This window comes from Thalassotalea algicola, assembly GCF_012932965.1.
Lineage (GTDB): Bacteria > Pseudomonadota > Gammaproteobacteria > Enterobacterales > Alteromonadaceae > Thalassotalea_F > Thalassotalea_F algicola.
This window is the reverse complement of sequence record NZ_JABBXH010000010.1, coordinates 40,382-52,793: the sequence shown is the minus strand read 5'-3', so window position 1 is coordinate 52,793 and position 12,412 is coordinate 40,382. Positions and strand designations below refer to the sequence as shown.

Sequence of the window (12,412 nt, the reverse complement as noted above, 5' to 3'; positions counted from 1 at the left end):
CTTTTTGACTTCGTAAAGAATACTGCGACTAACTGCAGCCGTTTATATTTAGTTGTTAATTATTTACTTTAATAAACAAAATCTACTTTTAACGAGTCGATTATCGGTATCACTTTTATCAAGTCGTAATAGGCTCGAATTAAACGATTTTACATGGGTAACCTTGTAAAGCTCGTCTGCGCAAGAATTTCCTTGAGTATCAAAAACCAGCACAAATTGTTGATATATATCGTTTTCGTATTGATCTTCAATATCAACAAGAGTTAAAGCAAGCGTGCCATGTTCGGCTCTTGCATAGAACGTGTCGCCAATTTTTTCTCGGTAGTGTGTTAGCTGAGAAACAGCCTCACGCTCTAACGAAGAAAATTTAGGAAGTGCAAATACGCTTGAGCTTGCACTTGCGGCAAATAGAGCGCCAGCACTGTGTAAAAAATGTCGTCGGCTAATCATTTTGAATCCTTATTTTTTAGCAAGTTTTAATCTTAGTGCTAACAACGACAGCAAAAACATAGCAATGATATTAGGTTCTGGTATTTGTCCAGGTGGCGGTGGAGGGGTAGAGTCCTGCGTATTAATTGTCAATGTAGAGTAGATAAGCGCAAAGCCATTACCAGGGGTTTGAATTGTTTGTCCAGCAAATGGACCGAACAGAGGACTCACCAAGCCACTTCCACCTATATCCAAAGAAGCACCAAATGAACCTGTGGCAAGAGCGGCAAATTGAGCTGCATCAATAGCAATATTAAATACACTATATTGGCTATCAACGGTTGCAGCACCTTCAAATAGTCCGTCGAGTGGTGCGGTGTGATCTAGACCGCCCATAGAGAAGGCTTGCAATTGTGACCCCGATGATGCTGAATCTAAATCCCAGATGCCAAACGACAGCGTAGCGCTTAAAATTGTGTCAGTAATAATACCGTAATTAAACAACCAACTGACAGGACCTGGATCTAATGGCTCAGGCAGAACATCTGGTGGTGGTGGAAGCAATGGGGGTTCATCGGCACCATTAATTTTATCGAATGGCAGTGGCTGGCCGAGCTGTGCGTTATTAATATCTGGTAAGGCAACTAAGCTACCATCGAGCAAGCCAGATAAGTGATTTCCTACATTGGCTTCAATTAAGCCAGCATGAACATGACTTGCAAATGGTATTAGCAAGGTCAGTACTAAAACTCTTAATTTTCTATTCAATTTATCAATCATAGCTATCCTTACTTTATTCGTTTGTCTTTTTATATCAGGACTCACCAGTGCATAAAGCATGCCGATGTATAAAAAACAATCACTTACGGTTGGTTATATTATAATCAATAAACAGTTTGTAAAATATTTAGACAAAAATGTATGCTTTGTAGAGTAACAAATAGATTTTTAAGGAATTTTAAATGAATAGGGTGGGGCTATGTTTTGCCTTTTTACTCGGGACATTAGTTGGTTGGCTCGCTAATTTGTTGCTTCATACAGAAAGTCCTGAAAAAGAAGTAAGCGAAACTAAGCATATTGAGGCATTAGTAACTAGTAACATTGATTTGCCAGAAAATTCACTAATGGAAGTTGAAGTAGATAATGTGTCTTTACCTAAGAATTCTCAACGGCAGGATATTCCATCAACAAGGTCATTACTTGCTGAAAACCCAGAAGCTATGTATATGGATGCGAATGATTTTTCTAGAGCGATTCTTAATTCTGAAAGTGATGACGATGAAAAGTTAGTAGCGATAGAGCATTTTGTAATGCAAGGTGCTTCGACAAATATTGCGATTGGGCTAGGAGATAGAAGTAACGTTGTTAAACTGGCTTCTATAGAAGGTTTAGCGCAAGTCGGTAACGAAGAGTCTGCAATAATCTTAGGGCAAGTAATAATGTCAGCTCAGTCAAGTGAAATAAAGAAAGAAGCGCTAATGGCATTAGCTAGGTTGAGCTATCACGATGTTGCATTAATTTTTATACAACATGCCGCGACCCAAGACCCGAATCAAGAGGTTAGAGACTTCGGTGCAAGCCTGCTATAACTTTCATTATTGAAAGTCGAAATAAGGATGTTCGCACAAGTAGTATTTGGCAGAAACTTTATTGTCTGCGCCGGCGGTGAATTGGTGAGGAATTATTCTAAGGCTAGTTAATCCCGACTCGTTATCTTTAAGTGATATATCATCGTAAATCTTAATTTCTGTTTTCAGCATTGCTGTATAATTGTCGGCTAAGACTTGTGGTACATAGATATCTTTACATTCTATATATGTTGCTTTAGTTGGTAAGTTAAGCAGCAAATCTTTATCTACCGCTAAGATATTTTGTGAATGGGTTCTTTTAAGTCGCTTCTCTTCTATATCTGCCGTACTGAATTCTATTTTTGGATCGACCCATATAGCATCAACTTCTATTTTCTGCGGAATTATAGTTGCTTCAGGTGCTTGCTTTAATAGGTGCTTGCTAAGCGCGACCTGTGCTTCGTTTTCTAATCCAGCTTGCATTATTTCTAGCAATATTACGTCTGGTTGTGCGTTTGCTTTAATGATGAACCTATCAATGTCATTACAAAGAAAGTCATTAATTAACTGTGTTTTATCTAAACTTTCGATAATCGATTGTACTGAGTCAATTGAGGCCTTATGAATGTCGATTACCGTTAATTTGATGGGTATTTTATTCAAAAGAATTATTGGCATAGCTATAATAGCTAAAGGTCCGCAGCCTGCATAAATCACTTCAACTGGCTTAGTGTTTGTTGGTTTCGACTTATTAACTATTGCGCTGCTCAATCCCCTCATAAATTTAATTGTTCGAATAAAGTCTTTAGCACATTCAAATGCATTTTCAGGAGATAATGCAACGCCCAGTGTTGTTTGCGTATTCTGATGTGTATTTGAATTTAAGTTTTCAGGGGTTAAGCTCAATAGCAATGTTACAAATAATGAAAGCTCTTTTTCTAAAGTATCTGGCTGCAAATTTTGATTTAACAAAGTTTTAGCCAAGTCTGAAAGTTTTTGTTGTGTAGGGGTGTCATTGTTTTGTACTTTCTCTGTCATGAGAGAACTTAACCAGTCATTCACTTTGACATCAATGACTAAGTGAATTCTATCGAGAGGACTGAAATTTTCGACATAGTGTTTTTTCGCAAGATTTAAGTACCAGCATTCACCTGCTTTCATTTCAGTCTTTTGATTATTCACTACGAAATTGACATCAGGGTGGGTTACTAGTGGAATATGCAGTCGTGCGTTACCTTGACTAATTTCTAAGTCATAGTCGCTGTGTTCCTTGATGATTGATTTACTAGTGAGTTTCATTAGTCGTACTGAGTTAACTGTACAGTTAAACTGCTCTAGTAGGGCACGGATATTAGGAGTGAAATTTATTAGAGGTGTGTATTCAAACTCTGTCTGATTGGGATTTGAATAGGCTAGACGAATTGGGTGAGTTTCTCCTTTAGGGCCGCGCAATGTTAATATTTGCCATTCGCCTGAGTAGTTATCAGGTACAAAATGATCAAGCCAGTCTTCTCGCTCTATGTTTTTAAGGTCTTCTAATAACGCATCGATACTGCAGCGAATAGGTAACTTTTTTGCATCCATTCTTTCAGCTACTCACTTTCTATTAGTTACCGCTACCAAGCTTGAATTCTTAATAGTAAGCTTAGCGCTTATTTCTTATAGTGATATCGGACTAAAATACAAAACTAAACATTACGGTATACATATTGGCGTCACTGTCTTGTGGTGTTTCAACAAATGAACCTCGTTGCCCGCCAAAACTTTTGAAGCTTTGCCATTCTACATTCACCGACAAGTTATAGCGTATGTCATATCGCAGGCCAGCAACAAAGCTGCTTCCAGATTTGCCATCAAAGTCAGTTATATCTGTTCGTTTGGTCTTCGTTTCGCCATATAAAATATAAGGAGACAGTTGGTTATATCGATAAGAAGCGCTGGCATACCAAGTTGACCTTACATTTCCAAGCTGGCGTTCAGCCGCTAATGTCCATTGGCCAAGTTCATACTCTGCACCAAACGAATATAGTTCAAAGTTGCGGTTTGGCTGATCAATTTCTAAGTAAGGAATACCAGGAATAGCATTTCTCAGAATGAATTTTTGATCGTAGTTGGCATCGAAATACGCAAAGTTCCACTTAAAATTATCACCATTAACAGAGGCTGATACGCCGACAATATCTTCTACATCAACAGCGACATCAAACGTTTTACTGATATCGAATGTATTGTCATCTTCAAATGCAATAAAGGGAGAAATTGAGACCTGATATTCATCGTATACATCGAAGTTCCATACTGCGTTAAAGCCGTTATATGCGGTAATACCTAGTATAGAGTTATACAGCTCTTCAGGCGGGCGCGCATATTTATAGGCATGGCTCACATAATAATATTCGGATGCTAAAAAAACCGGTAATCGTAATCGACCTGCCCTAAATTCAACTTCACCAATCGCATAGCCTAAATACGCCCATTCGAGTTCGGGGTCGCTCCAGTCGTCTTGAGGGCGTTTTACTATTTGCGTAGATGCTTTAAAAGCATCGTTAAAGTAATCAAGCTGTAAACCAAATGTCGTGTCGCAGTCCCAACAGTTATCGTCACTTATACTTCGGTTGATGATTAGTGGCGTATCATTGTCACTTTTAGCCCAAGATGTAGAGCCAAACCCGCTTAATGTTAAATCTTCGGTGATTTCAACTGCAGCATTAGCACCGAAGGAAACCACTAATAAATATGCCTTAATAAAATCCATTTTCATTATAACCCTTCCCCTTGAACAACATAGAGCACGTTAGCATGCTTAGGCAGCGCATCAACTGGCGCGTACCCAATGCGGTTTTGATTGGCCTCTAACCAAAGTAATAGTACCTCCATAGAGTCTTGTTTAATTTCTTTTGGCGGACGTGCTTTTCCTGAGAATGATAAACTGGCCCAATGTGCGTTCATTTGTGCTTTGTCTTTTCCTAATAATTTTTGATAGAACTCGTTGCGAATCTTGTGATCACTTGGCCAGTCACTTAATTCAATACGAGTGCCTTGCAAAGATTTAACTCTGCCTCTAAACAGCATTCTGGCTTTACTTTTTGATAACTTAGGTAGATCTTGGTTTAGGGTAAATACAGCGTAAGAGTGGCCTGTTTGTGCGTAACTAGTGTTGCTGAGAAAAGAGATAAAAATAAGCAATACTAGAAATTGCATTGGTTTAAGATGCAATTTTTCAAGAAGAGGTAAAAGGCGGTTTAGAAAGAACATCCAGTACTTGTGATTCAAATTCCATTAGTAGTAACTCAAAGGGTAGTTGATTTAAAAAAATAAGCAAACTAATGAATTAACACGATTATTTTCTTACAAAAATAGTAAATATTTTCACTGAATTGATAGGATATTTATAAATATATGTTCTAAGCTAACAGGGTAGTAGTAATAAAGTGGAAAGGGACACCCATTTTGACTTTTTGGACAAAGCTTTCGATCAGGCAAAAAATATGGTGGATGGTAATCATCCCAGCCATCGTTATCGTGATTTTGGCTGGACGCCAAATTAACGATGTAAACACACAAGTTGAAGCGTTAGAAAAATCAAAACAAACCGCGCAGTTTCTGCAGTCACTTACGCAGCTAAGTGAAATTTCTTATCTTGATACCTTCGAGTCACCCAAAGAACGCCACGGTGAATTGGTTGACGATTTAAAGCGAAGCGCAAATGTTATATTTTCAGGTGATGATCTCGAACCACATTTAATGCTTTTAGAGCAATATCAAGAAATTGTGTGGTCAGTTTTAACTGCAGAAAATATTGAAACACGAAATGACAATATTTTGTGGCAAATTGAAGCCTATCAAGAGTTATTATTAGACATTGAAAAAAGCGCTTCAAACAATTCAACGTCGACTATTGATAGCCACTTAAAAGCGCTATTTCAATTGAAATGGATGGTGTTTTGGGCAGTAGAAGAAGCTTGGCAAAGTAAGCGCCTTATTGCGTACGCTAGTACAGATGCAGATTTGGCTTTACAGGTCAGAGAAGACATTCAAGGGCTAATGCAAAACCAACAGCTTTTTGTTGAGCGTTTTGTGATCATGAATGCAAATGAACATCAAGTAAACTTACTGTTAAAAGCATTTTCAGATCCAGCGTTTGAGCAAACTGCTTTATACAGAGAGCAATTGCTTGCGCAACATTTAACGGGAAAATTACAACCACAAGATATTGCTCAAGGAAATGCTGCTTTTGCCGCTCGACTTGCGCTCTTTAAAGCTGTCGCGAATGAGATTTCTCAACAATTTCTTTTAGTTGTAAATAAAGAAGTAGAAAGCTTTTTACAAAGTAGAGTTATTTTATTTTCGGTAATTGTTGTTGTTATCATGCTGGTATTGATTGCCGGTATTAATGTCGCCAGACGAGTGGCGAATAAGCTAACCTTGGTGTTGGAATATCTTCAAGAAGACAATATTAAGGCTCAATCGCTTGTGAGCAAAGTTGAAGGAGATGATGAGTTAAGTCGATTTGCAAAAGAGGTTGAACGGCTGATGTTAGAACGCCGGACTCAGCAAGAAAACCTAGTTCAAGCCAAAAATACTGCAGAATTAGCAAAAGAAGAAGCTATTACGGCAAGTAGGGCGAAAAGTAGCTTTTTAGCCAATATGTCTCATGAAATTCGTACGCCGTTAAACGGTGTTATAGGTATGTCTGAAGTCTTAGCTGGAACCCAGTTGACCGCAGCTCAAAAAGATTATGTTGATACCATAGACACCTCTTCGCAATTGCTATTGAGTCTGATAAATGACGTGTTGGATTTTTCAAAAATTGAGTCTGGCAAACTTAGTCTTAGCGAACATTCAACATCACTTAGAGAATCGGTGTATGACATAGCGGCGATTGTCAGCCCTAAAATAAAAGAAAAGTCTTTGGCTCTGAGCCTAACTATTGATGAGAAAGTGCCTAATAGAGTAATGGCTGATGATCATCGTATTCGACAAGTGCTTATGAATTTGTTGTCAAACGCTGTTAAATTCACGAGCAACGGCAGCGTTAAGATCAAACTGGCCTATTTAGGAGAACAACAAGGGAAGGTGCAATTATTGTTTGAAGTGACTGATACGGGGGTCGGTATCAGTGACGAGCAACAACACAATATATTTCTCGCATTTGCACAAGAAGATGCATCGATTACTAAGCAGTTTTCTGGCACAGGCTTAGGGCTAACAATTAGTCGTCAACTAATAGAGTTGATGGGCGGCGAAATTGGCGTTGAATCGATCAAAAATAAAGGTAGCCGTTTCTATTTTTCGTTATCGCTTAAGGATATTGAAAACTCTGAACGTAATAAGAGTAAACATCAATATAGCGATATTTTCTTAGTATGCGAAAGAACTGAGATGCAAGAGAGTTTCATTAAAGAAATGCATTTTCTTGGCGTTCATTTAACCGGAAAGTTTGACTCTTTAGCGTCATATAAAGCATGCAATGTTCAGCAACAACACATCATTATTTACGTAGAAAATCAAGTTCAATTAACGCCTGAAACACTATCACAGCTTGAGCAGTTAAATAGAAGTTCGAGCGCACTTTGTTTAGTTAAACACTTAAACAATGACAATGCAGATTTCGATATTGAAATATCGTCGATAGTGACCTATCCACTACTAGGTAACCGCTTAATACGCGCTTTAGATAGTTGTCAACGAACTTTAATTCAAAATTGTAAGCCCAACGAAGTCATAGGAAAACCAGAAGAGCCATCTAATAATAAGTTGTTGTCGAGCCATTCAAATGAGCAAATTATATCGCAAAATGTGACACGACAAGCAAAGCAGACAATACCTGAAAAAAATTCGGGTGAAGCCATTAAAGTGCTGTTAGTGGAAGACAATAAAATAAATCAGAAAGTTGCTATTTTATTGTTGGAAAAGGCGGGGTATCAATACCAGGTGGCTAATGATGGGCAAGAAGCGCTGGATATATATTGTGATGATCACAATTTTGATGTCATATTAATGGACTTGATGATGCCTGTTAAAGATGGTTTTGCTGCAACTATTGAACTGCGTGAATTTGAAAAAGCACAGCAGCTGAATCAAACGCCAATTATTGCTTTAACGGCGAGCGTAATTGATGATGATATCCAACGTTGTTTTGACACAGGAATGAACGCTTATATTCCTAAGCCAGTTAAAGGCGATAAGCTCTACAGTGAAATCGAATCTTTAACTTAGAAGTGGCAAACAGTATTAGCCAAAAAATTCTGACATTATAGTAATTTTTGGCATTAAGCATAAAAACACCGTCTATAGCTATGACGGTGTTTTTGTCAATTTGTATGTTTAATGGGAGCTAATTAATCTTTGTCACTGGCAGGTTTATCAAGTAGTTGATTTATTTCTAGCCAATAGCCGTCAGGGTCTCTGATCATTGAAACATTTACCGCTATTTTTCCACCATTTGCGCGTGGGTAGTGCACTACATCGGGGGCGTCAATGACTTTTACTCCGGGTGATTTTTCAATAGTTGGCCAGCGCTTGTCTAAATCTTTGGCATTAATCACAATAATTGGGTCGCCAGGTACAGGCTCACTAAAGGTTTCGTTACGCTGAGGTTTCAGCGGGTTAATGTATTCGAGTATGCCAATAGCGCCAATAAAATCATCGTTAGCGCGAAGTAAAACTAAACGACGTTTTCTTGTCTCGCCATTTGACATAGGAGATTCGATCATTTGATCGTAAATTACCTTTAGGCCCAATGCATCTCTATAAAGTTTTAATGATTTTTCCGCATCATTCACGATAAATGTAGTACGACGAATATCGACAGGAATACGCTCTTCCTCAGGTACTTGCTTTGCTAGTAACGTTGTCGAAAACACTAACCCGTGAAATAAGGTCAACATACAAAAAAAAGCGATTTTGTTCATTTCTTTTCCTTAAACCGAATACATTATTTGATTAACTACCTGCACAGTTATCGCCTGCAATTAACTAGTTAAGTTAGTTACCATGCGTTGGATTGAGAACCAATGCTTTATCATTTGTCAAAAAGCCTTTGTAGAGCGTGTTTAACTTGCAACTAGGCCAAACTGAAGTTGATATCGCCGCCAGTAGTGCTGTAGCCGATTAGGCAAGTGTGATTTTTGCTGCAGGCTATTATTAGGTGATGTTGGGATTAGGTGAAGAACAATATTTTTATAGCGAGGTACGGTGTAGCATTGTAACTTATGCGACTTTTTCTGCCCTGCGATTGCGAGCCAAAACATGAGTTCCTTCTGAGTAACTTCTGGAAAATTAATCGACAAAATACTGCCGTAAGGTAAGTAGTCAATAAATTGTTTGAGTAATTCATTGTAAGACGTATCATGAAACTTAGCTTTTTGATAAATATCGAAAATATACCAGTCATCACTTAATGTCTTTTCATTGACCAACCATTGTTTTGCGTCGTTTAATACTAAGTTTTCTTTAACGTCACTTATGGGAAAGTAGCGCAGGGCAATATCAATAACGTTAGGGTTTGCTTCAATTACCTTGTGATTGATATCAGCAGTTAGCCATTGACTAAATAAAATATGATTACCAGCACCAAGGCCCAGCTCGACAATATTGCTAGGCGTAAAAGATAACAAAGGCATTAACAGTGCCCACTGATGGGGAAAAGTAAGTTGGTGTGGTTTTTTAAGCCGTACAGCACTTTGCACGACATCATCAAAAGCTAGCCAGCGCATATGATCATTTTCATAAACACTGATTGCATCTGCACCTTGAGTAAAATACAGTAAGCGGCCTTGATTAAAGTGTCGACTAAGTGGCATTAACTACTAATTCAAATTTATTGTTATAAAGTAAGCATAGCGAATGTATCAAGTTAAAGCACCTGAAAACAAAGCAGATTTTAAACGTTACTATCAATTTCGGTGGCAATGGCTTCGTGCACCTTGGCAACAACCTATAGGCAGTGAAATTGATGATCTTGAAAATCAAGCTATCCATAGGTTTATTGAAAATGAGCAAGGGCAAATTATTGCTGTTGGACGTTTACATAAAACCTCGCAAAATCAAGCGCAAATACGTTACATGGCAGTTGACGAACAATATCAAGGACAAGGCCTAGGTAAATTAGTTATTCAGTCATTAGAACAGGAAGCTGTTAAACATGGCGTAACTCAAATCACGCTTAATGCGCGAGAAGTTGCTTTGGTATTTTATCAAAGGCTAGGGTATCAGTTGGCTGAGAAGTCGCATGTACTTTATGGTGAAATACAACACTTTTTAATGACTAAGTCGCTAAATACTTTAGACGACAATAAAACATTGTTAAGCCAAGCGTTAACCTGTACATGGCACAATACCATTCCAATGAGCGCCGCTATGAATATGAAGGTGAATTACTTTAATGGTGAGCAGCTTTTTACTAGCAGTGATTTAGCGTTCAATAAAAACCTTCACAATACGATGTTCGCTGGCAGCATATATACACAAGCAACGCTAACCGGCTGGGGGTGGGTTTATTTTTTGTTAGCCGAAAATAAACTTGAAGGCGATATTGTTTTAGCGAATGCTGAAATAAAATATTTAGCACCAGTTGCCGGTGCTGGCGTTGGGTTTACTAACGTTGCGCTAACCGAAGGCGATATCACCACTCTTTCCCAAAAAGGCAAAGCACGAATCCGCGTCGAAGTTCATATTTTAAGTGGTGACAAGGTCGCGGCTAAATTCATTGGTCAATATGCTGTAATTGCAGCAAAGGATTAAACATTGAACAAGTTACTCACACTATGTTTGTTTTTTTGGCTATCTGCTAACGCAATAGCTAATGACGCCATTAATACGGTGTTAGATAATTATCATCAAGCTGCAGCGAAAGCTGACTTTGATGGCTATTTAGGCGCTATGGCGAATGAGAGTGTTTTTATAGGAACTGATGCCAGTGAGCGCTGGACAAAAAAAGCTTTTGCATCATTTGTTCAGCCATATTTTGACAAAGGCATTGGTTGGGAGTATCAACCATTTGACCGTAATTTAACGCTGTTAGCCGATGGTAAAACCGCATATTTTGATGAGTTGCTGAATAATTCAAGTTATGGGGTGTGCCGCGGAACAGGTGTGGTTATTTTTGCACAAGAGCGTTGGCAGATAGTGCAATATAGTTTGTCTATCCCCATTCCTAATAGTATTGCTAAATCTGTAGTCAAACTTATCGCTGAATCTGCGCAGAAGGTTAATATCAATGAATAATTTGGATAATAAACATATTGCTATTGTCGGTTGTGGATGGGTTGGACGAGCACTGGCTGATCAGTTGGTTTCTCAGCATATTAAAGTAACCGCTACGACAACGTCAGATGAAAAGCTATCTGAACTCAGGTCACTTGGTTGTATTGCGCAAAAGTTGTTGTTACCCGAAAGTCAGTCGCAAGCATTTGAATGGTTAAGTGGTGTTGATACATTAATGATCAGCATTACGCCAAGGTTTAAACGCGGGGAAACAAACTATCCTGAAAAAGTAGCACAGCTAGTCGCTAATGCAGAGCAACATGGCGTTGAAAACATTATTTTATTAAGTAGTTCTGGGGTATATAACGGCCTAGTAGGCGAGGTAGACGAAACAACGCGATTAGCGATTACGGAACAAAAAGTGGGGCTATTACATCAAGCTGAGCACATTGTGTTGAACGCTAATACTCGAGGCGCCGTTTTAAGACTTGCAGGTTTGGTGGGCCCTAAACGTCACCCAGCAAGGTTTATGGCAGGAAAAACGAATTTAGCAAATGCAAATACACCGACAAATTTAGTGCATCTAAATGATGTCTTAGCTGCAATTAACTTAATGTTATCTGACACTAGCTTAACTGGTATATACAATGTGGTTAGTGATACTCACCCTAGTAGAGAACAGTTTTATACATTGGCTTGCCAGCAACAGTCGCTAGAATTACCTCAATTTAATGAGCAGCAAGAAAGTGCATTGCGCGTAGTAAAAAATGATAAAATAAAGCAAGCAGGCTTGTCGTTTGAATACCCTGATCTTATTACTTGGTTACAAACAACATAAATTTGTAAAAATAACTCTGTTATAATTGTTAAGCCAATTACTTTAAAACACTGAAACCACATAGTAACGAAATGAAAATTCGCAGTTTTACCCGCTCTTTATTTTTCTTTATTATTCTACTGCATGTTACCTTGCTTGATTTTATGTTCGTTAATCATTCAGGGTTAGTATTTCTTCCAAAAGAAAATAGTGAACTGCTAACTATTTCTGTGCATTTGCTTATAGCGTTTGTCAGTTTATTAAGTTTGATTATGGCAGAAGAATTTAGAAAAGCTTATAAAGCGGGGCGCTTTTCAGTAAGAGAGCCATTACTTATTGCTGCGTCTATAGCAATGGCTAGTTCGATAGGTTATTTATTAATAAGTTAGTC

At 38.2% G+C, this 12,412-nt stretch carries 13 protein-coding genes; 6 read left to right on the top strand and 7 right to left on the bottom strand.

The features are described 5' to 3' along the window. Nucleotides 1-63: 63 nt before the first annotated feature. Both HII17_RS18595 and HII17_RS18590 read right to left on the bottom strand, forming a co-directional pair. Entirely contained in the window at nt 64-450 is a 387-nt protein-coding gene (locus HII17_RS18595; RefSeq protein WP_169076878.1) for a hypothetical protein, read from the bottom strand. Nucleotides 451-459: 9 nt separating this feature from the next. Then, entirely contained in the window at nt 460-1,209 is a 750-nt protein-coding gene (locus HII17_RS18590) for a hypothetical protein (RefSeq protein WP_169076877.1), read from the bottom strand. Between the two features lie 182 nt (nt 1,210-1,391). Here HII17_RS18590 and HII17_RS18585 point away from each other — a divergent pair, with 182 nt between their 5' ends. Next, nucleotides 1,392-2,018 carry a HEAT repeat domain-containing protein gene (locus HII17_RS18585; protein ID WP_169076876.1) on the top strand — a complete coding sequence of 209 codons (627 nt, stop codon included), beginning with the start codon at nt 1,392-1,394 and terminating at the stop codon, nt 2,016-2,018. A gap of 6 nt (nt 2,019-2,024) precedes the next feature. On the opposite strand, the gene HII17_RS18580 is transcribed toward HII17_RS18585, so the two are convergent. The 3 genes from HII17_RS18580 to HII17_RS18570 form a co-directional block, all read right to left on the bottom strand. After that, on the bottom strand, nt 2,025-3,581 hold the full coding sequence (locus tag HII17_RS18580) for an aspartyl/asparaginyl beta-hydroxylase domain-containing protein (protein WP_169076875.1): 1,557 nt from the start codon (nt 3,579-3,581) through the stop codon (nt 2,025-2,027). 91 nt (nt 3,582-3,672) lie between these two features. Beyond that, the gene (locus HII17_RS18575) at nt 3,673-4,758 is read right to left on the bottom strand and encodes a porin family protein (protein WP_169076874.1); all 1,086 of its coding nucleotides are present in this window, start codon (nt 4,756-4,758) and stop codon (nt 3,673-3,675) included. Further along, a complete protein-coding gene (locus HII17_RS18570; RefSeq protein ID WP_169076873.1) occupies nt 4,758-5,198 on the bottom strand; it encodes a hypothetical protein in 441 nt (146 codons plus the stop codon). Before HII17_RS18570 ends, HII17_RS18575 begins: the two co-directional genes overlap by 1 nt. Nucleotides 5,199-5,492: 294 nt before the next feature. Between HII17_RS18570 and HII17_RS18565 the strand changes: the two genes are divergently transcribed. After that, entirely contained in the window at nt 5,493-8,216 is a 2,724-nt protein-coding gene (locus HII17_RS18565; RefSeq protein ID WP_211185424.1) for a hybrid sensor histidine kinase/response regulator, read from the top strand. 122 nt (nt 8,217-8,338) lie between these two features. Here HII17_RS18565 and HII17_RS18560 read toward each other — a convergent pair whose 3' ends face one another. Together HII17_RS18560 and HII17_RS18555 are read right to left on the bottom strand one after the other, a co-directional pair. After that, the gene (locus HII17_RS18560) at nt 8,339-8,911 is read right to left on the bottom strand and encodes a VOC family protein (protein ID WP_235938956.1); all 573 of its coding nucleotides are present in this window, start codon (nt 8,909-8,911) and stop codon (nt 8,339-8,341) included. 141 nt (nt 8,912-9,052) lie between these two features. Then, the gene (locus tag HII17_RS18555; RefSeq protein ID WP_169076871.1) at nt 9,053-9,802 is read right to left on the bottom strand and encodes a class I SAM-dependent methyltransferase; all 750 of its coding nucleotides are present in this window, start codon (nt 9,800-9,802) and stop codon (nt 9,053-9,055) included. Between the two features lie 43 nt (nt 9,803-9,845). Between HII17_RS18555 and HII17_RS18550 the strand changes: the two genes are divergently transcribed. The 4 genes from HII17_RS18550 (at nt 9,846) to HII17_RS18535 (ending at nt 12,410) form a co-directional block, all read left to right on the top strand. Beyond that, nucleotides 9,846-10,742, top strand: coding sequence for a bifunctional GNAT family N-acetyltransferase/hotdog fold thioesterase (locus tag HII17_RS18550; RefSeq protein ID WP_169076870.1), 897 nt, complete (start codon nt 9,846-9,848; stop codon nt 10,740-10,742). Nucleotides 10,743-10,745: 3 nt separating this feature from the next. After that, complete coding sequence (locus tag HII17_RS18545) at nt 10,746-11,225, top strand: nuclear transport factor 2 family protein (protein ID WP_169076869.1); 480 nt, start codon at nt 10,746-10,748, stop codon at nt 11,223-11,225. Beyond that, nucleotides 11,218-12,042, top strand: a complete 825-nt coding sequence (locus HII17_RS18540; RefSeq protein ID WP_169076868.1) for an SDR family oxidoreductase — start codon at nt 11,218-11,220, stop codon at nt 12,040-12,042. Before HII17_RS18545 ends, HII17_RS18540 begins: the two co-directional genes overlap by 8 nt. Nucleotides 12,043-12,113: 71 nt before the next feature. Further along, nucleotides 12,114-12,410, top strand: a complete 297-nt coding sequence (locus HII17_RS18535) for a hypothetical protein (RefSeq protein WP_169076867.1) — start codon at nt 12,114-12,116, stop codon at nt 12,408-12,410. Nucleotides 12,411-12,412: the final 2 nt, after the last annotated feature.

Excerpts from the sequence above, each read along its gene's own strand:
- HII17_RS18560 (WP_235938956.1), bottom strand. The coding sequence starts at position 8,911 with ATGAACAAAATCGCTTTTTTTTGTATGTTGACCTTATTTCACGGGTTA.
- HII17_RS18570 (WP_169076873.1), bottom strand. The coding sequence starts at position 5,198 with ATGCAATTTCTAGTATTGCTTATTTTTATCTCTTTTCTCAGCAACACT.
- HII17_RS18595 (WP_169076878.1), bottom strand. The coding sequence starts at position 450 with ATGATTAGCCGACGACATTTTTTACACAGTGCTGGCGCTCTATTTGCC.
- HII17_RS18540 (WP_169076868.1), top strand. The coding sequence starts at position 11,218 with ATGAATAATTTGGATAATAAACATATTGCTATTGTCGGTTGTGGATGG.
- HII17_RS18550 (WP_169076870.1), top strand. The coding sequence starts at position 9,846 with ATGTATCAAGTTAAAGCACCTGAAAACAAAGCAGATTTTAAACGTTAC.
- HII17_RS18585 (WP_169076876.1), top strand. The coding sequence starts at position 1,392 with ATGAATAGGGTGGGGCTATGTTTTGCCTTTTTACTCGGGACATTAGTT.
- HII17_RS18575 (WP_169076874.1), bottom strand. The coding sequence starts at position 4,758 with ATGAAAATGGATTTTATTAAGGCATATTTATTAGTGGTTTCCTTCGGT.
- HII17_RS18590 (WP_169076877.1), bottom strand. The coding sequence starts at position 1,209 with ATGATTGATAAATTGAATAGAAAATTAAGAGTTTTAGTACTGACCTTG.
- HII17_RS18580 (WP_169076875.1), bottom strand. The coding sequence starts at position 3,581 with ATGGATGCAAAAAAGTTACCTATTCGCTGCAGTATCGATGCGTTATTA.
- HII17_RS18555 (WP_169076871.1), bottom strand. The coding sequence starts at position 9,802 with ATGCCACTTAGTCGACACTTTAATCAAGGCCGCTTACTGTATTTTACT.
- HII17_RS18535 (WP_169076867.1), top strand. The coding sequence starts at position 12,114 with ATGAAAATTCGCAGTTTTACCCGCTCTTTATTTTTCTTTATTATTCTA.
- HII17_RS18565 (WP_211185424.1), top strand. The coding sequence starts at position 5,493 with ATGGTAATCATCCCAGCCATCGTTATCGTGATTTTGGCTGGACGCCAA.